General features: G+C 71.3%; 17 protein-coding genes and 1 pseudogene. 9 read left to right on the top strand and 9 right to left on the bottom strand.

Annotation, left to right across the window (positions count from 1 at the left end):
- Positions 1 to 102: 102 nt before the first annotated feature.
- The gene (locus tag OG373_RS38350; RefSeq protein ID WP_405443440.1) at positions 103 to 690 is read left to right on the top strand and encodes a flavodoxin family protein; all 588 of its coding nucleotides are present in this window, start codon (positions 103 to 105) and stop codon (positions 688 to 690) included.
- A 48-nt stretch (positions 691 to 738) separates the two neighbouring features.
- Positions 739 to 1,545 (top strand): arylamine N-acetyltransferase, encoded by an 807-nt coding sequence (locus OG373_RS38345; RefSeq protein ID WP_405443438.1) that lies wholly within the window; start codon positions 739 to 741, stop codon positions 1,543 to 1,545.
- A 56-nt stretch (positions 1,546 to 1,601) separates the two neighbouring features.
- Here OG373_RS38345 and OG373_RS38340 read toward each other — a convergent pair whose 3' ends face one another.
- The 4 genes from OG373_RS38340 to OG373_RS38325 all read right to left on the bottom strand — a co-directional run bounded on the left by OG373_RS38340 (position 1,602) and on the right by OG373_RS38325 (position 5,760).
- Positions 1,602 to 2,096: a hypothetical protein gene (locus OG373_RS38340; protein WP_405443437.1), complete on the bottom strand. Its 495-nt coding sequence runs from the start codon at positions 2,094 to 2,096 to the stop codon at positions 1,602 to 1,604.
- A 212-nt stretch (positions 2,097 to 2,308) separates the two neighbouring features.
- Positions 2,309 to 3,886, bottom strand: a complete 1,578-nt coding sequence (locus tag OG373_RS38335) for an FG-GAP-like repeat-containing protein (protein WP_405443436.1) — start codon at positions 3,884 to 3,886, stop codon at positions 2,309 to 2,311.
- An 85-nt stretch (positions 3,887 to 3,971) separates the two neighbouring features.
- On the bottom strand, positions 3,972 to 5,123 hold the full coding sequence (locus tag OG373_RS38330) for an RICIN domain-containing protein (protein ID WP_405443434.1): 1,152 nt from the start codon (positions 5,121 to 5,123) through the stop codon (positions 3,972 to 3,974).
- A 121-nt stretch (positions 5,124 to 5,244) separates the two neighbouring features.
- The gene (locus OG373_RS38325) at positions 5,245 to 5,760 is read right to left on the bottom strand and encodes a hypothetical protein (protein WP_405443433.1); all 516 of its coding nucleotides are present in this window, start codon (positions 5,758 to 5,760) and stop codon (positions 5,245 to 5,247) included.
- Between the two features lie 770 nt (positions 5,761 to 6,530).
- Here OG373_RS38325 and OG373_RS38320 point away from each other — a divergent pair.
- The 3 genes from OG373_RS38320 to OG373_RS38310 all read left to right on the top strand — a co-directional run bounded on the left by OG373_RS38320 (position 6,531) and on the right by OG373_RS38310 (position 10,469).
- Positions 6,531 to 8,537 carry a DNA/RNA non-specific endonuclease gene (locus tag OG373_RS38320; protein ID WP_405443431.1) on the top strand — a complete coding sequence of 669 codons (2,007 nt, stop codon included), beginning with the start codon at positions 6,531 to 6,533 and terminating at the stop codon, positions 8,535 to 8,537.
- 31 nt (positions 8,538 to 8,568) lie between these two features.
- A complete protein-coding gene (locus OG373_RS38315; RefSeq protein ID WP_405443430.1) occupies positions 8,569 to 9,477 on the top strand; it encodes a hypothetical protein in 909 nt (302 codons plus the stop codon).
- A gap of 326 nt (positions 9,478 to 9,803) precedes the next feature.
- Positions 9,804 to 10,469 (top strand): DUF4232 domain-containing protein, encoded by a 666-nt coding sequence (locus OG373_RS38310; protein ID WP_405443429.1) that lies wholly within the window; start codon positions 9,804 to 9,806, stop codon positions 10,467 to 10,469.
- Positions 10,470 to 10,602: 133 nt separating this feature from the next.
- Here the strand turns inward: OG373_RS38310 and OG373_RS38305 are convergent, their stop codons facing one another.
- Together OG373_RS38305 and OG373_RS38300 are read right to left on the bottom strand one after the other, a co-directional pair.
- Positions 10,603 to 11,109, bottom strand: a complete 507-nt coding sequence (locus OG373_RS38305; protein ID WP_405443428.1) for a nuclear transport factor 2 family protein — start codon at positions 11,107 to 11,109, stop codon at positions 10,603 to 10,605.
- A gap of 222 nt (positions 11,110 to 11,331) precedes the next feature.
- Positions 11,332 to 11,715, bottom strand: a complete 384-nt coding sequence (locus OG373_RS38300) for a helix-turn-helix transcriptional regulator (protein WP_405443426.1) — start codon at positions 11,713 to 11,715, stop codon at positions 11,332 to 11,334.
- Between OG373_RS38300 and OG373_RS38295 the strand changes: the two genes are divergently transcribed.
- Positions 11,689 to 12,141, top strand: coding sequence for an iron chelate uptake ABC transporter family permease subunit (locus tag OG373_RS38295; protein ID WP_405443424.1), 453 nt, complete (start codon positions 11,689 to 11,691; stop codon positions 12,139 to 12,141). The two genes, OG373_RS38300 and OG373_RS38295, sit on opposite strands and share 27 nt — an antisense overlap.
- 297 nt (positions 12,142 to 12,438) lie before the next feature.
- On the opposite strand, the gene OG373_RS38290 is transcribed toward OG373_RS38295, so the two are convergent.
- Positions 12,439 to 12,897 (bottom strand): MarR family transcriptional regulator, encoded by a 459-nt coding sequence (locus OG373_RS38290; protein WP_405443422.1) that lies wholly within the window; start codon positions 12,895 to 12,897, stop codon positions 12,439 to 12,441.
- A 283-nt stretch (positions 12,898 to 13,180) separates the two neighbouring features.
- Here OG373_RS38290 and OG373_RS38285 point away from each other — a divergent pair.
- The 3 genes and pseudogenes from OG373_RS38285 to OG373_RS38275 all read left to right on the top strand — a co-directional run.
- Positions 13,181 to 13,744, top strand: a pseudogene (locus tag OG373_RS38285) (siderophore-interacting protein); the annotation flags it as partial.
- Positions 13,678 to 14,337, top strand: coding sequence for a methyltransferase (locus OG373_RS38280; RefSeq protein ID WP_405443420.1), 660 nt, complete (start codon positions 13,678 to 13,680; stop codon positions 14,335 to 14,337). The pseudogene OG373_RS38285 and the gene OG373_RS38280, both read left to right, overlap by 67 nt.
- 49 nt (positions 14,338 to 14,386) lie before the next feature.
- Positions 14,387 to 15,271: a hypothetical protein gene (locus OG373_RS38275; protein WP_405443419.1), complete on the top strand. Its 885-nt coding sequence runs from the start codon at positions 14,387 to 14,389 to the stop codon at positions 15,269 to 15,271.
- 95 nt (positions 15,272 to 15,366) lie between these two features.
- Here the strand turns inward: OG373_RS38275 and OG373_RS38270 are convergent, their stop codons facing one another.
- A complete protein-coding gene (locus OG373_RS38270; protein ID WP_405443417.1) occupies positions 15,367 to 16,068 on the bottom strand; it encodes a hypothetical protein in 702 nt (233 codons plus the stop codon).
- A 166-nt stretch (positions 16,069 to 16,234) separates the two neighbouring features.
- Positions 16,235 to 18,025: a methyltransferase gene (locus OG373_RS38265; RefSeq protein WP_405443415.1), complete on the bottom strand. Its 1,791-nt coding sequence runs from the start codon at positions 18,023 to 18,025 to the stop codon at positions 16,235 to 16,237.
- Between the last annotated feature and the right edge of the window lie 78 nt (positions 18,026 to 18,103).

The following is an 18,103-nucleotide window of genomic DNA, read 5'->3' as shown; positions in this document are numbered from 1 at the left end:
CTTGACCTTGACATTGATGTCAACCTCTAACGTCGCCCCTACGAGCGGGCATTCCGCCGGCTCGACCGCGCACGAGCGCGCACGACCGCCGGAGTGATGTCCATGACCGACCGCTCGTTCCTCTTCGTCCTCGGCAGCTCCCGGTCCGACGGGAACACCGAGATCCTCGCGAGGGAGGCCGCCGAGCAGTTGCCCGCCGGGGTCCGGCAGCGCTGGGTGGACCTGGCCGGGCTGACGTTGCCGGACTTCCGGGACGGGCGGCACGAGGAGGAGGGCTGGAAGCCCGGGGAGAGCGAGGCGATGCTCAGAGGGGCCACGCTGGAGGCGACCGACGTCGTCATCGCCTCGCCCCTGTACTGGTACACCCTCTCCGCGCACACCAAGCGCTACCTCGACTACTGGTCGGGCTGGCTCACCGCCCCCGGCTCGGACTTCGAGCAGCGGATGGCGGGCCGGACGCTGTGGGGCGTGACGGCCATGGCCGACCACGACGAGGCCCGCGCCGACGGGCTGGTGACCAGCCTCCACCACACCGCCGCCTACCTGCGGATGCGCTTCGGCGGGGTGCTGCTCGGCAACGCTTCCCGGCCGGGCCAGGTGCGTGCCGACGAGCGGGCGTCGATCCGCGCGAAGACCTTCTTCGCGCAGGACGCACCCCTCGCCCGCTTCCCGGGCGAGGAGGCGGCCTAGGACCAGCGGAGTATGGCGGGGCGGGGGGCAGGTTGCGAGACTGCCGGGATGGAAGACCTTCCCGCGTCACGGGTTGACGCGTACCTGCGGCGGATCGGGGCCGAGCGGCCCGTGGCGGCGAGTGCGGCGGCCCTGCGCGACCTGCACCTGCGGCACCTGCGGACCGTCCCCTTCGAGAGCCTGTCCATCCACCTCGGCGAGGCGATCGTGCTGGAGCCGGCCGAGCTGCTCGACAAGCTGTTCGGCGGCCGCGGCGGGTTCTGTTTCGAGCTGAACGGGGCGTTCGCGCTACTGCTGCGGTCCCTGGGGTACCGGGTGGAGCTGCTGCAGGCCCGGGTGTACGCGGCCGGCGGCGGGGCCCCGGCGCCGGGCGTCCCCTACGACCATCTGGCGCTGCGCGTCGAGTGCGGAGACGGGCGGGCGTGGCTGGTGGACGTGGGCTTCGGCGACCACAGCCACTTCCCGCTCGCCCTCGACGAGCGCGGCGAGCAGCCCGACCCGGGCGGGGTGTTCCGGATCGGGCCGGCCGACGGCCCGCACGGCGACCTCGACGTCATCCAGGACGGCGTGCCGCAGTACCGGTTGGAGACGCGTCCCCGGGTCCTGTCCGACTTCGTGACCGGCGCGTGGTGGCACAGCACCTCGCCCGCGTCCGGTTTCACCCGCAAGCCGGTGTGCTCGCTGCTGACGGAGACCGGCCGGACCACCCTCAGCGACCGGGTCCTGACGTTGACGGACGCCGGGGAACGGACCGAGCGGACCCTGGCCGACGACGCCGAGGTCCTGGCGGCCTACCGCACTCACTTCGGCATCGACCTGCCCCGGGTCCCGGTCCCGCTCCACCCCCGCCCGTAACGGCCGAGCGCCGCCTCCCGTGCGCCGAGACGGATGTCGGCCCGGGCCGGCCCCGGTCAGCCCGTATCGGCCCGGGCGACGAGGCGGGTACCGCACCAGCTGCAGTACCGGGCGTCGGCCTCGATGGCGTGCCGGTGGCACTGCTCGCAGACGAGGTGGACCGGGCACTGCGGTGTGAGCGGTTCGGTGCGGGGCGGCCGGCCGATGGCCATGCCGGCACGCCTGCGGTGCGCGGTGAGGAACACCAGTCCCTCGGGGCCGGCCCGGAGCGAGCGGGCAGCCCCGCGCGGCAGCAGGGTGAGGGAGCCGGGCACGACTTCCGACGCGGCGCCGTCCAGGGTCAGGGAACCGCCGCCGTGCACGACGGCGAGCAGGACGTCCACCTCGGGCTCCCGGTGCACGGCGATCTCGCCGCCGGGCAGGAGCCGCACCAGGTTCGCGTCGAGCTGCCGGCCCTTCTTCCGGAGCCGCCACAGGGCGCCGCTCTGGCCGTCCTCGGCAGCCTCGATCAATCCCGTGACCGTGACTCCCACGGCTTTCCGCTCGACCACCGCATGTCCTTCCCCCGTGTTCGGCCGCTGTGCCGACCCGTCGTGCTCGCCCATGAGAACATCTCGGCCGGTGTCCGCACCAACGAGCCGGGCACGAAGCGGTCACATGATCGCCAGGACGACGACGGCCGCCTCCTGTCCACAGGTGGACAGGAGGCGGCCGTCATGTCGCAGGTGAGCCTCTCCGCGCCGGCTCGGGCTGAACCGACCCGTCAGGTTCCGCTCGCCACCCTGCCGAGGTCGATCCAGCCGTTGCCCTTGTCGCCGCCGTTCCAGGCATGGACGGTGGCGCTGTTCCCGGCGCCGGCGAGCACGTAGTCGGCGTGGGTGTCGGCGTCGAAGTCGACGAACTGGACCTTGGTGTGGTCGGTGGTGAGCCCGGTCGCGATCTGTCCCACGACGTTCCAGCCGGCGTTCGGGACGACGTCGCCGCCCCGGTTGAGGTACAGGTCCACCTTGCCGTCGGGCTTGACGATGAAGTAGTCGGCCCTGCCGTCACCGTCGTTGTCGGCGAAACGGACCCGGGCACGGTCACGGGTGGAACCCGTGGTGACCTTGCCCGGCGAGGGCCAGCCCTGGCCTCCCGCGGTGTCACCGCCACGGTTGAGGTAGGCGGTGACGCCTCCCCCGTCGTCGAACGCGAGGTAGTCCGTGCGGCCGTCGCCGTCCCAGTCCGCGAAGCGCACCTTGCTCGGATCGTTCGTGACGCCCCGCGCCACCTTGCCCAGGTCCTTCCATCCGCCGCGGCCGTCGCCGCCCTCGTTGCGGAAGACCGTGACCGAACCATCTCCGTTGACGAGGATGCAGTCGGCCCTGCCGTCACCGTCGAAGTCGGCGAAACGGACCCGGCTGCGGTCCTGCGTCAGGCTGGTGGCCACCCGGCCCAGGGACTGCCACCCGGCGGCACCGGCCGGGTCGCCACCCCGGTTGAGCCAGACGGCGACCTCACCGTTGTCGGCCACGTCGATGTAGTCCGGCTTCCGGTCACCGTCGAAGTCGGCCCAGCGGATCCGCTCGCTGCCTCCGGCCTCGTTCGCCGCGGCGGAACGACGCGGTTCGATCGCCTCGGTGATCCACTGGGCGATGTCGTCGACCCGTGCGGAGATGGCGCCGGTGCGCTTCTCGGCGGGGTCGGTGCCGAGGCATCCGCCCTGCCAGGAGCGGCTGTTGACGCCGACGAGTTCACCGGCCGCGTTGAGCAGGGGGCCGCCCGTGTCGCCCTTGCAGATCGCGTCCGTGCCCTTGCCGGTGATGGCCACGGTGGTCGCGTCGGAGGTGCCGGCCGTGAAGGCCCCGCTGTGAGGACGGCCGGGTACCCACTCGGTCCTCGTCCGCCCGTATCCGGCGGCGGTGAGGTCGGTGCCGGCCACCGGGGCGGCGGCCCCGACCTTGACCGTGGCCGCCCCGCGCGCCGGAAGGGCCAGGCGGGCCAGGACCAGGTCCCGGTCGGCCCGCGGCGCGAGTTCGGTGACCGCGAAGGTCTGACCACTGGCCAGCGCGACGGTGGCCGGGGTCGCGGGCTTCCCCGCGGGTACCTGCTGCCCGGCCGTAGCGGCGAAGCAACTGGCCGCGGTGGCCACCCACCACTCGTCGACCAGGGTGCCGGTGCAGGCCCGGCCGTTCGTCTCGTCGCCGATGGTGAGCTTGACGACGGCGGCGTGCAGACCGGAGGGGACTTCAGGGCCGGTGAGGGCATGGACCGGGCCGGCCGTGATGAGGCCTGCGGTGACTGCCGTGGCGGTCGCCACGAGCCCGGTCATCCGCGTCGGGCGCGGACGGAGGACAGACATGCGGGGCATCCTTCGGACACGAGATGGGGTGTGCGTGCGCACGGGGAACGGCCGGAGGCCGGGTTCCTGCGGTACGTCGGTCCGTTCAGATCTTCCAGACCTGGTCGACGTACTTCGAGTCGCAGCCGATCTGGGTGATCGGTGCGCCCCATTCCGGCGTGCGCCACGAGACGAACATGCACTTGTCGGTCACCGAGTTCCGGATGGAGTAGCCGCCGCCGGCGACCGGCTCCAGCTTCCAGACCTGGTCGGCGAACTCCGGGTGGCAGTCGTACTGCGTCACGGGCGCGCCGTCCTCGGGCGTGCGCCACGAGACCACGAGGCAGCGGTTGTTGTGCTGGTTGCGGATCTGGTAGCCGCCCTGGACGGGCTCCAGCTTCCAGACCTGGTCGGCGTACTGCGGGTCGCAGTCGACCACCTGGGCCGCAGCCCCGTTCTCGGGGGTGCGCCAGCCGACGTACGCGCAGCGGTTGCTCAGCGCGTTCTGGATCGAGGCGGTCGTGAACCGGATCTGGCGCAGCCAGTCGGCGAGGCCGTCGGTACGTGCGGCGATGGCGCCCGTACGGGTCTCGGTCGCGGGGACTTCGAAGCAGCCACCCTGCCAGGAGCGGGAGTTGACCGCGACGACCTGGCCGGAGGCGTTCAGGAGCGGGCCGCCGGTGTCGCCCTTGCAGATCGCGGCGGTGCCCTTGCCGGTGACGGCGAGGGTGGTGGAGGTGGCCGAGCCGAGCGTGAAGGTGCCGGTGTGGAGCTTGTCCGGAACCCACTCGGTCTTCGTCCGGCCGAAGCCGGCGGCGGTCAGCTCGGCACCGGTCGCCGGTGCCGCGCCGGCGAGGGTGGCGGGCGTGATCCCGGTGACCGGGGTGGCAAGTCGTACGAGGGCGGCGTCCCGGTCGGAACGGGGCGCGATCTCGGTGACCTCGACCGTCTTGCCGTCGCTGAGCGTCGCGGTGGCCTTGAAGGCCGGCTTGCCCGCCGGGACCGCGGTGCCCGGGGTCGCCGCGAAGCAGCTCGCGGCTGTCAGCACCCAGAAACGGTCGACCAGGGTGCCGGTGCACCCGCGGGGGTTCGTCTCGTCGCCGATGCCGAGCCGGACGACGGAAGCGTGCGTGCCGGCGGCGGCCTCGGGGCCGGAGACCGCGCCGGCGGGGGTGGCGGTCATCAGGGCCGTCGACAGCACGGCGGTGGTGGCCAGCAGGCCGGAGATCCGCGCAGCGCGCGGACGGGGTGCAGACACGTGTGTTCCTTCGAGGACAGGGCGCGCGGGCATGGCTTCGCGAACGCCGCGGGTCGGCATCTCGGCCGACGGGTTCAAGGGAGTGGTGCCGGTGGCGCGCAACCAGGGCGCCGACGCGGGACTACTTGTTGGTGCGGATTTCCAGGAGCATGAAATCGCGACCCTTGTCGTCCGCGGTTTCACCCACTGCCGTCCAGGCGTTCTTGTCTACGTTGAAGGTCTTTTCCTCGGCGCCCGTGATCATGTTGACCTGCGAGGCGTACTCATTTCCCTTGATTCCGAACACCGACGGAATCTCCAGGCTCAGGTATCCCTTGTTCCCGGTCGTCCGGAAGCACACCTTCTCGTTCTTGTGGGAGAAGACCTCCATCAGCTCAGGTGCGCCGGTGCACTCGGCGAGGAGAATGTGACCATCGCCGCTCTTGAGCTTGATCTTCTTCTCGGCGAGGATTTTGTCGGCGTTCGGGTACGCGAAGTCCTCGATGGCGTAACCCGGACCCTCATCGGCAATCGCCTTCGTCGCAGGAGCCTGCGCGCCGGGGAGGCCGGTGGCGCCACCCAGGACTGCGACCCAGGTCAGAGCACCTGCACCGACGGCCACGGCGGTGATGCGCAGAATCGCGCTACGTACCTTCATTGTCATCCTCATTTTCGATCCGTGCGGCTCCCGCAACACATGCGAGAGCCAGGATGGGCAGATCGAACAACCTTTACCCACGCGGTTCAGGCGTGGGTTGTACGCACCCTTCGGGCACGACTGACCGGCGAAGTCGAATTGATTATTCGACGCCGCTTCGCATTGGCCGACGATCACTCGAATGAAACAGTCACGTCGGCCACCCGCACAAGGGAATATAACCAACAAAAAGCCATCAAAAGCCCCATAGGGTGCGTGATTTGCACCACTCGCCTGAAGGGTTGTGGCGGTTTTGCGAAAAGTTACGGGCGGGAATCAGCCATCTTTCGGCTGCACTGTCCGACGGGTTCCAGTCGGGGGCGGTCGGGCCGTTCGAACTGCATAAAGTCAGGGCACCACCCGCCCCCCGCGCAGCATCCCGGGCAGGTTTTGCCCTCGATCTCGAGGAATCTCGAATCAGAAAGGTTCCGCCGTGCAGGAAACGCCCCGGAGCCGGCGCCGGTTCGCGAGCGTCATCGCGCCCGGCGCCGCCACGGGGCTGCCGGACACGGACCGAACGCCGCCGACGGCGACGTCAGACCGCGCTACCGGCCCGTGCGAACGGCCCCTTTTCGAAGCGACCGTGACGGATGGTCAGTGAGGAAACGATTCTCCAGGCCGACTCCGGCCATTGCATTCTTTTCCGCCCTGGATGACACCAGGCGGTTCAACCCGACCGACCACGCAGCCTGTCAGGTGGCGCTCGGGATGATCTCCTACCGAAAGAAGATATGAGTTCACCACGCGCGAAGCGAATACTTCCCGGCCTTCTCCTCGCTTTCACCCTCATCGCGACCGGAAGTGCCGCAGCCACCGACGGCAGCACCGCACCGGCCCCTTCGCCGGCCGCCACCGGTAAGGCGCCGGAAGCATCCCCCGCCAAGGCGGGCCGAATCAGCCCGAGTGATCCGACCGGGGCTGCTCCCGCTCCCGGCAGAACCCGGCCCGCGACCGCCCCCTCCGGGGAGAAGTGCGAGCCCACGGCCGCCGGCTCCGGCGAGCGCAAGGCGGGTGCCGTACAGTCCTGCGTCTCCATCAGCCCCGCGCCGGTGATCCCGGTCGGGCGGAAGGCCCTCGCCGCCGCGCCGCCGGCGGCCGCCGCTGCCGCCACGGCCGACTCGAGCTGCGTGATCACGTCCCCCGGGTCGTGGTACTACACCCGCTTCGGTTACTGCATCACCGGCCTGACCGTGCTGTACACGCTCAAGGACGGCAACGGCAACCCGATCGGCACCGGAACGCTGAACGTGGCGACCAATGCCGCCCTGCCCGAACAGGGCACGAAGTGGGACGAGCGCGTCACGGTGACCATGACCGCTGCGACCGGGGCCGTCACATCCCTGACCGCCAAGTTCAGGCCCACCTGCTCGGACGGCTGCAAGGTCACCAAGGCCGCCCCGTGGTACGGGGGAAGCCTGATCGTCGGCAAGTTCCACAGCGGCCTCGTGTCCTACGCCTCCACCCCGGCCCCCGGCACGCAGGTCGAGTTCACGACGTCGTACAACCTGTACGTGGCCATGCCCGGCGCCCAGATCACGGACCCGAACGCCTCCTGGAGCAACCCGGAGAAGATCCGCTGCGACGACAACGTCCGGGACACGGCCGACCCCGCCGGTACGCCCGGGCCCGGCTGCGTCGTGCCCAGCGTCATGCCGGTCATCAAGATGAGCACGGTGGCGAACGCGCAGAGCTCGGGCTCCGCGGCCGCCGCCTACCTGTGGGCCCAGAACAACCTCTCCACCGCCTGGGGACGCGACAAGCCGCTGACCCGGGCCAAGAACGGCGCAGGCGACCGCACGGGTCGCACCTGCGGCAGTGCGGGTTCGAAGCCCTTCCAGGCCCGGACGGACGTCGTTCCGACCGACAGCTGCGGCGAGTTCCCCTTCGCGGCCACCCATGAAGGAGGCACCGACGGCGCTCGGTGCGCCGAGATCATCCCCCGTCACGGCTCCAACGGGTGGGCCGTCAATGTGCTGGAGGGCGGTTCGGGCAGACCGTGCGTACGCGCTCACGTCCCGCTCGCCGACGCAGAGGCAGCCAAGGCTCAGCTCTCCGAGAGCTACGCAGCCCAGCGCGTGGTGGAAGCCGAAGACTTCAAGGTCGAGATCACCGGTTCGCTCGCCGAGCCGCAGGGCGCCTGCCTCAACAGCATGCCGACCGGGGCCCGCCGCTCCGGCAAGGGTTGGGTCAAGAACACCACCGAACCGGTCCCGCTCAAGAACCTGACCAACCCGAGCGGCCCGTCCGGTGATCGGGCGGCCAAGGCGCAGGCCTGCCTCGACAAGACTGTCGTCAAGGGCACTGAAGCCGAAGGCGACATCACAGGCTGGCAGGACGCACAGGTCTTCGCCAACGCCCACACGCCCGTAGCCGGGCTCGCCCGATGCCATCTGATCGCCAACATCCTCGGCGGGACAGGCGAAAAGGAGGACGGCGGACCGACCAATCTCGTCCCCTGCTGGCAGTCCGGGTTGAACACCGGGACGCCCAGTATGCGGTCCTACGAGTTCATGGCGCAAAGGGCGTTGAAGGATGCGGCCGACAAAACCCTCGGGCCGAATGACGCGATCCTTTACGAGGTGACGCCCAATTACGCCAACAGCAACAGCACGATTCCGGGGTCGGTCACGATGAAGGCTAGGATCGAGCGGGCGGACGGAACGTCGCAGCCGTTCTTCCCCGACGTCGAGATCACCAACACCCAGAAGAATACTGGGCTGCTGAACCTCGGAAACTGACCCCAACCGATTCACGCCATCGGGAGCCAGAATGAGCCGTACCACCCCTCCGCGGTCGGTCGACGTCACCGCGGTCTTTCCTCAACTGGCCCCGCTGGCACGCCCGGCGACCCGGTTGCATCCCCGCCCCGGGTCGCCGACGCCGTACGACAGTTCGGTCGGCGGGCCACTCCTGTGGCCCGCCGACGAACCGTGGCCGTACTGCGACGAGTCGCACGGGTTGTACGACAGTGCGGTCGACGAGTGGCACGAGGGTCCGAACCCCATGCTGCCCGTGGCCCAGCTGTACGTGCGCGACATACCCCTCCTGCGACCGCCCGGGCAGGCCGATCTGCTCCAGGTGCTGTGGTGCCCCTTCGAACACGAGCCGGACTACAAGCCTCCGACCGCGCTGTTCTGGCGTTCCTCCGCCGAGGTCACCGACATCCGCGCCGCGCCGTCCGGCCCGTCGGCTGTGGAGTACGACGGTTACGTGCCGAAGCCGTGCGTGCTCGCGCCGGAACAGATCACCGAGTACCCCAACCGCCTTCAGTTGAGCAAGGAGTTGCAACAGCAGCTGGAGGACTGGAGCAGGTGGCAGGCAGCCGGATCCGGTATCGACAGCTCCTACGCTCCCCACCCGGAGTCGTTCTACAGGAGCGAGCTGTCCGTCGCCCCCGGCTGGAAGGTCGGTGGCTGGCCCCAATGGGGCTTCACCGATCCCGTCGCCCGGTTCTGCACCGCCTGTGGCGCCGGGATGGACCCACTGCTGACCATCGCCTCGAGCGAATGGGACAGGAGGAGCCACGGTTGGGTCCCGTACGAGGATCAAGGCCTTGCCGCGCTCGACGACGCCGCCGCGTCGAACCCGCCCGGGGTCGAGGTCTCCAGGAGCAACCGTCTGCAGCTCTACGTCTGCCCGGAGTCCCCGGATCATCCGCACACCGACCTGATCCAGTAGGCCTCCGGGCGCCGCGAGGCCGGGTCGAGCAGGTGTCCCACCCACTGGGGTCAAGATCTGCCGGGTTACGGGTCTGTACCGGCGGACGACGCCCTCCCAAGGGTGCGGAAGGGAGGCGGGAACCGGCGTCCCGGCTGGTCGGCGGCGCTCCCCGGGCGGGTGCGCGCATGTCGGGTCCGGATGTGCGTGTAACAGGAAGGTATGGGTGGGTGGTCGGATGGAACGGCTGCCCGGGCCGGGCGGTCCTGCTGATGAGAGACGTTCGCCCGTACCGACCGCGCCGAGCGCCCGCACCGCCGACCGACCCCGATCCTGAGGAAGCAACGATGCGCGTTCACAAGCTGACCTTCGCCGCCCTGGCCGTCGCCGCGGGTTTCTCGCTCACGGCCTGCCAGAACGGCGAGGACGGCGCGGGGCAGAGCGGCCCGTCGCCCTCGTCCACCGCCTCGGCTCAGTCCACCGCGTCGCCCTCGGCGGGCAGTTCGGACCAGGGCAGCGGGAAGGCCTCCGACGGGACGAGCTCCGGCGGGAAGAGTACGGCCGCCGGGACCGGCTCCGACGCGAGCGGCAAGGCCGGCAAGTGCCGGACCGACGAGCTGGAGATCACGGCCGCGGAACGCACCATCGGCGGCGACGCGGACGGCACCGTCGCGGTGACCCTGAAGAACCGCGGTGGCCGCGACTGCACGATCTCCGGATACGCGGGCGTCGACCTGAAGACCGGCTCGGGCTCATTGTCCGCGCAGCGCACCGGTCAGCAGCCGGACACCGCCGTCCTGAAGAAGGGCCAGTCGACGTACTTCGGTATCAGCTACCCGCTCAACACGTCGGGCGGCTCCGGCGTCCGCGTCACGGGGCTGGTGGTGACCCCGCCGGACGAGACGAAGTCGGTCACCCTCGACTGGCCGGGCGCCGGCACCCTGCCCGTCACGGAGGGCGGCGGCAGCCCGCTGAAGGTCGGCCCGGTCGGCAGCGCCGGCCAGGGCGGCTAGGCCGTCTCTTCCGGAGGATTCCGGGCCGGCAAGGACCGACAGGACAACCGGCCGGACAGCCGACTGCCCCGTACCCGGGTTGTGACCCCGGGGACGGGGCAGGTCCGTTTCGGCCGGACCGTGCGCCGGCCGATCAGGCGGCGGACGGGGTCCAGTCGGCGGGCAGGCCGGACTGGGCGAGGACCGTGGCCAGGCTGTAGTGGTCCTTGTCGGAGGCGATCCGGCAGTGGTTCCTGTCGAGGTCGAGCACGGTGGTCATCGGCACGGCGAAGGGCTTGGGCGCGCCCTTGAGGTGGCCGGAGTAGACGGCCTGGACGGTGACACGGTGGCCGTCCAGGCGTGCGGTGCGGACGGTGACGTGGACGTTGTCGATCAGGGAGTCGGCGCGGGCCTTCCACCCCGAGATCTCCTTCCGGCCGCGGAAGGTGACGGCCACGGCCTCGTCGGTGTAGACGCCGTCGGCGGTGAACACGGCCCCGAGCGCCTGGGGATCGGTACCGTTCCAGGCGCGGGCCCAGGCGCCGACGATGCCCGGCGTACGGCGGTCGGTGTGCTGAGCGGCGTAGGCGGTGGAGGCGGTGGCGCCGAGGACCGCGGTGGCGGTCAGCACGGTCATGGCACGAAGTGCGCGGGACGTCATGGTGGAAGCTCCTCGGGGTAGGGATGCGGGGGCGAGTACGGAAGCGAGTACGGGGGCGGACCCGGCCCGGGCCGGGTCCGTCCGGGTACGTGCAACGTTCATGGCGCACAGACTCATGTCGGTCGGTGTCCACCCGCCAGGCCCTGCGCGGCCGACCACTGTCCAGCCCTGCCCGCTCCTGTCCACCCGGACCGGTCGACGGGGCGGCCCCGAGCCGCGTTCCTACGCCGACCGGTCCAGCGAGCTCCGCACGTACGCGCCCGGCGTCTGCCCGAAGTGGCGGCGGAAGGCCAGGATGTAACCGTTGGTGCTGACGAACCCCACCCGGGCGGCGACCGTGCTGACCAACTGGCCCTGTTCCAGCAGGCTCAGCGAGTGGTTGAGCCGGAGCCGGGTGCGCCACTCGGAGAAGGCCATGCCGGTCTCCGCACGGAAGGCCCGGCGCAGGCTGGTCGAGCTCGTGCAGAGGTTCTCCGCCCACTCGGTCGCGGTGCCCGGGTCACTCGGGGTGCGGGCCAGCTCCCGCGCCACGGCGCCGGCGGTGTGGCTGGTGGGCTGGGGCGGCGGCAGGCAGTTGCGGTGCCCGGCGGACAGTGCGGCGAACACCTCCGGGTCGTCGTCCTGGGGCTCGGCACCCGGGTGGCAGCGGCCCGGATCGCGGCCCTGCTGGTCGGGGCCGCGGCGGCCGCTCTCGCCACCAGTGTCACGGGCCCGATCGGTTTCGTCTCGCTGATCAGCGGTCCCATCGCGGTCCGGTCGGTGGGCGCCGACCGGTCCGTCGCCCTGGCCGCCCTCACCGCGGCCGGCGCCGACGCGAACGCCGGGTTCCCCATCGCGCTCACCAGCGCGTGGGGCAAGACCGAGGTCAAGAAGCAGCCGTTGAAGGTCGCGACGGTCTCCGGCGGCGACCGCGATCGCGCCGGCCCTCGGCATCGGCCCGGTCATCACCCCGAACGCGAGAACGGCGCCAAGGTGCCCGAGTACAAGCAGCACGCCATCGACAAGCCCGGCGCGGGCAAACTCAAGACCTAGGACGACACCGACGGCACCGCGTACGAGGCCATCGCGGCCGAGGCTCCCGACATCATCCTCGGTATGAACACGTGGGAGATGGACGCCGACTACGCGAATCTGCAGCCAATCGCCCGGTCGTCACCTTCACCGCCAAGGCGCACGCCGACACCCTCACCTGGCAGGACCGGCTGAAGACGGCCGCGAAGGCCCTGGGCCTGAGCGCCAAGGCGGATGAGGTGCCGGCCAGAAGGAGCCGCCGTAGCCACCCGCCCGGGGGCGTTTACCGAGCCAGTCACCCCGTGCCGGCCACCCCGGTCAGTGGTGCCAGGCCCGGCCGCCCGTGTTGTGGATGAACCGCTGGAGGACCTTCAGCGTGAGCACGTACTCCTCGTCCGGGATGTCCCGGTGCCGCTCCTGCCACAGCTCCGCCTGCGTCGCGACCAGGAGGGCGTAGAAGTCCTTTCCCTCGGGACCGAGTTCGAGGCGCCCTTCGGCGTCCTGCGTGACCCAGCCCCGGGCGACGGTGGCGTCGATCTCCTCGTCCAGGTCGTCGATGCCCGCCGCCGCGTAGCCGCTCAGCACTCCGGTCACTCCGTCGCGGGTCGGCGGTGTTCCGGCATGCGCGATCCGGGCCAGGATCCAGGCCTGCGGCTGAGTGGTGCCGATGCCGGCGAGGACGGCCCGGATCCGGCTGACGACCGCGTCGGAGGCGGCCCGGCTCCAGTAGCCGATGGGCTGCCGGACCAGTTCGGCGTCAGTGTGCGAGTACTCCATGACGGATGCGCTCCGTTCGCTGTTTCGAAATCCCCTGCCGCCCAACACCGTAAAATCTCAAGCGCACTTGAGGTCCAGCCCCAAGGCCCGGCCCGGTGCCGGGAGGCTGCTGGAGCCCCGTGGGTCGGCGGCATCGAAGCGTGCGCACCGGACGTGGAACCGGGTATCCGGATTGCGCGCACGGTGCCAGTGACGTGGCCCGCGGGTTGGATGCGGCGTGCGCGGGGCGACGTAGCGTGGCCGCAACCCGGATCCACCGGCCCGGATGTGAAGGAGCAGTCAGATGTCCACCCGTAGTACCCGCTCGGTCGTCACCTTCCCCATCGTGCTCAGGGAGCTGACGGTGTTGCGCGTCTCGGACGTCACGCCCGGGATGCGGCGGGTGACCCTCGGCGGGCCGCAGCTGCACGCCGTCGAACATGCGGGCCTGTCCCTCCCGCCGCTGTGCACCGAGGGCTTCGACGACCACGTGAAGTTCTTCTTCGCCGAGGAGGGCCGGGAGCCGGTGCTGCCCCGGCAGAACGTGAGCAGCCTGGACTGGCCCTCGGACGGCCGTCCGATCTCGAAGGACTACACGCCGGTGCGGTTCGACCCGGTGGCCGGAGAGATCGACTTCGACTTCGTCCGGCACGACGGCGGGATCGCCTCGTCCTGGGCGCAGCAGGCCGCTCCGGGCCAGGTGACCTGGATCGCCGGGCCGAAGATGTCGCACGGCCACCCCGAGGGGGCGGACTGGCTGCTGGTGATCGGCGACGAGACGGCGCTGCCCGCGATCGGCCGGTGGCTGGCGGAAATGCCCGCGGGGACCCGGGCGCGGGTGTTCGTCGAGGTCGGCGAGGACAGCCACCGCCAGGAGCTGCCGCCTCCGCCCGTACGGCGATCGAGGACGAGGCCCGCTGGGTCTCGACCGGGGTGGCCGGTGCCTACGACTGGTCGGCGGTGGACGTCCTCGGCGCGTCGGGCAACGGCGCCGGCACGGTCGTCAACGCGCTCGTCAAGGAGTTCCCCGGCCTGCGGGTCCGGCTCGCCGCCCTGCCGTCGGTGCTGAACGTCCTCGGCGAGCAGCTCCTCGAACCGGAGGCACTGCCCCGGGTGGAGCTCGTGGCGCAGACCCATCCGGTGCCGTCGGGTGCGGGGACGCTGCTGCTGTGCCGGCTGCTGGAGTGGCTGCCGGACGAGGACGCGGTGCTGACCCTGACCGAGGCCGCGGCCGCGCTGCCGGCCGACGGGGCCCTGGTCCTGGTCGAGCAGGTGGAGGCGGCCGACCCGGACGACATCGACGCGGCCTTGCACCACCTGCGGCTCACGGCTGCGTTCGGCTCCGGCCTGCGCTCGGTCGAGGACGTGACGGCGCTGGCGGAACGGGCCGGGCTCGCCGTGCGCGACTGCCGCGACGTCGGCTGGGACCACCGCCTGTGGGTGCTCACCCCGTCGGCCTGACCCGGCAGGTCTACGGCGGCGACTCCGGGGGTTGTGACAGTCTGTCGGCATGATGTCTGAGGTCACGGCCGCTGCCTGGGCCGGGCAGCAGGTCGCGGCGGTCCGCGATGACCCTGCCGGGCGGATGTCCCTGATGGAGCGCTGCTACTACGGTCCGTTCGGCAAGGCACCCCGGCACCTGCCGTTCCGGCGAGCGGCGATGTCGTTCATGCGCTGGCAGTTGCGGCGGGGCGTGCTGCAGCCGATGTCGGGCGACCGGCCCGGCAGCCCGTGGTGGCGGGCGGTGAACGAACGGATCCTTCGTGACGGCTGCGAGGCGGTGGGCCTGAGCGGCGGCCTGCCCGGGCCCGCCTCCTCGCGGACGGTCGACCATTGGCTGTCCTTCGCCGACCACCCGGCGGCCCGGGCCTGGTACCGGGCGCACAACGGGAGCGTGGTCGCGGCGTACCTCGAGAACCGCGACCTCGCGGAGGCGGAGAACGAGACCGAGCGGTTCTTCATGAACGTCGTCCTCTGCCGCGTGCTCTACGCCCACGCCCTCGTCGCAGCGCCTCGCATCGCCCTCGGCCGGCTGCGTCCGCTCGCTCCGATCCTCGGTGACCCGAGACTGGAGATGACCGGTATCTTCCTGCAGCTGTCGCGCGTGCTCCCGGACGAATATCCGCTCCACGACAGCGTGCAGTCCCATCTCAACAGGGAGATGGGATTCGGCCGCCTCCTCGACTTCGGGGTGATCGCGCCGAGACTGCAGCAGCTGTACGCGTGGTCGGCGCACGAACTCGCAGCGCCCGGCCTGCTCGACTGCATCCGCGACGGGGCGCTGACCTACGCGTGGTCCTTCGACGACCGTCACGTCTGGCAGCCCCCGAGTTCATTCGCCCTCCGCCTGATCCACCGCGCCCTGCCGCCCGCACGCCCCACCCCGCGCCGGTAGCACGTGAGTCGTGAACGAGTGGCGGGTGCCGGCCCGCACTCACTGGCGCATGGGGATCACCGACCGGCTCCTGCTCACCGTCGCCCGGATCGGCCCTACGACGGGTCGGTGTAGCGCAGCCAGGCCGTCAGGGCGGCGTGGAGTTCGGCGGCTGCCGGACGGTCCAGCGTGTGCTCGGCCCCTTCGGTGTGGAGGCGCACGCCGTCCCCGGTGACGGACCAGCCCACCTCCAACTGCCCCTCGGGAGTGAGTACCCGGTGGTGGGTGAGAGCGCGCAGCATCGCCTGCGCCCGTGGCGAGAGCGGGCGTTCCGGTCCTGGTCGCCCTTGCCCCGGCACCGCAGCCGGAGCCGGGCGCCGGGGCCGGCCGAGCACCGCCTGGAACTGGCGGATCGCGTCCTCCAGAGAACCGGCCGGACGGTGCACGGCACCGAGAAAGGCGTCGGTCAGCTTCTGCTGCGGCAGCCGCGGCCGCCCCTGCAGCACGGCGGGGAGGTCCTCCTCGACCGCGAGGGACGTGACGACGGGCGGGATCAGCTCGCGCGTGAGGCCGTGCCTGAGGCATTCGGCGTGCTGCTCACGCAGCGACCTGATCGGCCTGGCCAGTGGCTGCTCGCCCGCGAGCCTCGGCGCGGACGGGTTGCCGACCACCGGGGAGACCTCGGGCCGGACCAGCACCGGCCGCTTCCCGTACGGGCCCGCCGACCGGTACAGGACGCCGGCCTGCGAGACGAACACGGTCACCTGACGGCCTCTGCCGTCGCAACCCAGCCGGAACCCCACCACCGTCGTCGGCATGCGCAGCCCCGTTCCGCCCGGTCCGGCACTCCGGGCACGCCCCACGTCCACCGCCCGCCGATCGCAACGGTCCGGGAAGCACCGTACCGCGCGGCGAACGGCCGCGGCGGGGCTATCGGATGAAGACGCGTGGACCGGTGGGCGGAGGAGGGGCGGCCGTACCCGCTCAGCTCCGTCGGACGACGGGGTCCGGTGCGGCCGCCCTGCGGGCGTGGAGGACGTGTGCGTCCAGGGGCAGTGGGCTGTGGCCGACGAGCTGGAGGCCGGACTCGGCGAACAGGCGCGCGTAGTGGTCGGCACGGCGTTCGCGGCCTCCGACGTTGCACAGCATGTGCAGGTCCCAGGCGGTGGCCAGCGAGGGAGAATCGTCGACCGGCAGGAGGCGTTCCACGACGAGCAGGTCCGCGTGGGCGGGCATCGCGCGGGCGCAGTGGCGCAGGATCTCGCGGCAGCGGTCGTCGTCCCAGTCGTGCAGGACGCGGGAGAGGACGTAGACGTCGCCGCCGGACGGCACGTCGGCGAAGTCTCCCGCACGGTAGTCGCAGCGCAGGCCGCAGCCCGAGGCGTCGAGCCGGTGGCGGGCGGCCTCGACCGCGTGCGGGCGTTCCAGGAGGACCCCGCGCAGGTGCGGGTGTGCGGTGAGGAGGAGACCGAGGAGCTCTCCGTTGCCACCGGCGATGTCGACGACGGTCGCGGGCGCGGGTGCCTGGGCCGCGGCGGCGATGACCGGGTGCGCGGGGAGCGGCTGGAACATCCGGGAACTCGCGGCCATCGACCGGTCGAAGAGCGAGGCGAGTTCGGGGTCGCGGGCGAAGTGGTCGAAGTGGTTCTCGCCGAAGATGCGGTCGAAGGCCGGCTGTCCGGTCCGCACGGCGTGGTCGAGGCCGCTGAAGGAACGGTAGAACGGGCCTCCGTACATCAGGGCCAGCGGTCGCATCGAGCCGGGCGTGTCCGCGCGCAGCAGGGCGCCGAGTTCGGTCAGGCGGAATTCTTCCTGCTCCACCTGCTCCACCTGCTGCTCATGGGCCGTGGCCAGGGTCGGGTCCGGGGTCCTGGTGACGGCGCCGAGCATGACGAGGTAGCGCAGGAGTACGGCGAGACTCCGGGGGTCGGTGCCGGTCAGCCGGGCGAGGTCCTCGATACGGCAGGCGGTGCGGGTGTCCATGGCGTCGGGCAGCCCCAGCCGGGCGAAGGCGGTGAGTGCCTGTGTCGTCCATGCGCCGGTAAGGAGGTGAAGGAGCGTTTCGGCGGGCTGCCGCGCGTCCCGGCGTGCGTCGGGGTCCAGGTGGGCGGCGAGTGTGTCCCGGTGGTCGCCGCGTGCGTAGAGTTCCAGCCGCCGGTAGTCGCAGGCCGCGTCGGCGGGGAGGGTGAAGTACAGGACCGTACCGTCCTCGTGCGGGTTGTAGCCGCCGCCGTCGGGCCACGCACCGTGGCGGACGAGGATGGCGCACAGGCCGCGCAGGGCCAGCGTCTGCGGGCGCTCGATCTCGAAGGCGAGGTGCGCCTCGTGCTGGCGGGTGCGTTCGTACGCGGCGATCGGTTCCAGGCCGGAGTGCGGGGGCACGGTCAGGGCGAACACCTCGACCGCGCGGAGTTCCCCGCCGCAACCGTGCACCTGCGGGCGCAGGATCTGCACATCGAGCTCGGCCGGGTCGCGCCGGTGGCGCCGGGCGAGGCGTTCCCGTACCACCACGCTGGGTTGGGCCGGGGTGTCCACGGTCAGTCCACAGCCGGCGAGTTGGGCCCGCAGGCTCTCCGCGTCCGGCGGGAAGAGCAGCAACCCTGCGTGGGTGAACCGGCATTGCCCGGCCAGCGCCTGCAGGTCCGGGCCGCCGAGGCCGGGCAGGAGCAGGGGAAGCAGGGCTGCGCTGTCGTGCTCGCGGACGAACCGGGCTGCCGCGCGCAGGCTGGCGGTGTCGTCCAGGAGCAACGTTTTGTCGGGGAGGGTGGTCGTCATCGTGAAGGTGTCCTCGGGCCGGTACGGGGCTGGGCAGGGCGAAGCGGGTGGAGGCAGTGGAGCCGATGGAGGCGGTGG

Source organism: Streptomyces avidinii, assembly GCF_045161815.1.
Classification (GTDB): Bacteria; Actinomycetota; Actinomycetes; order Streptomycetales; family Streptomycetaceae; genus Streptomyces; species Streptomyces avidinii.
Note: the sequence above shows the minus strand (reverse complement) of the source record. Positions and strands in the feature narration are given on the sequence as shown.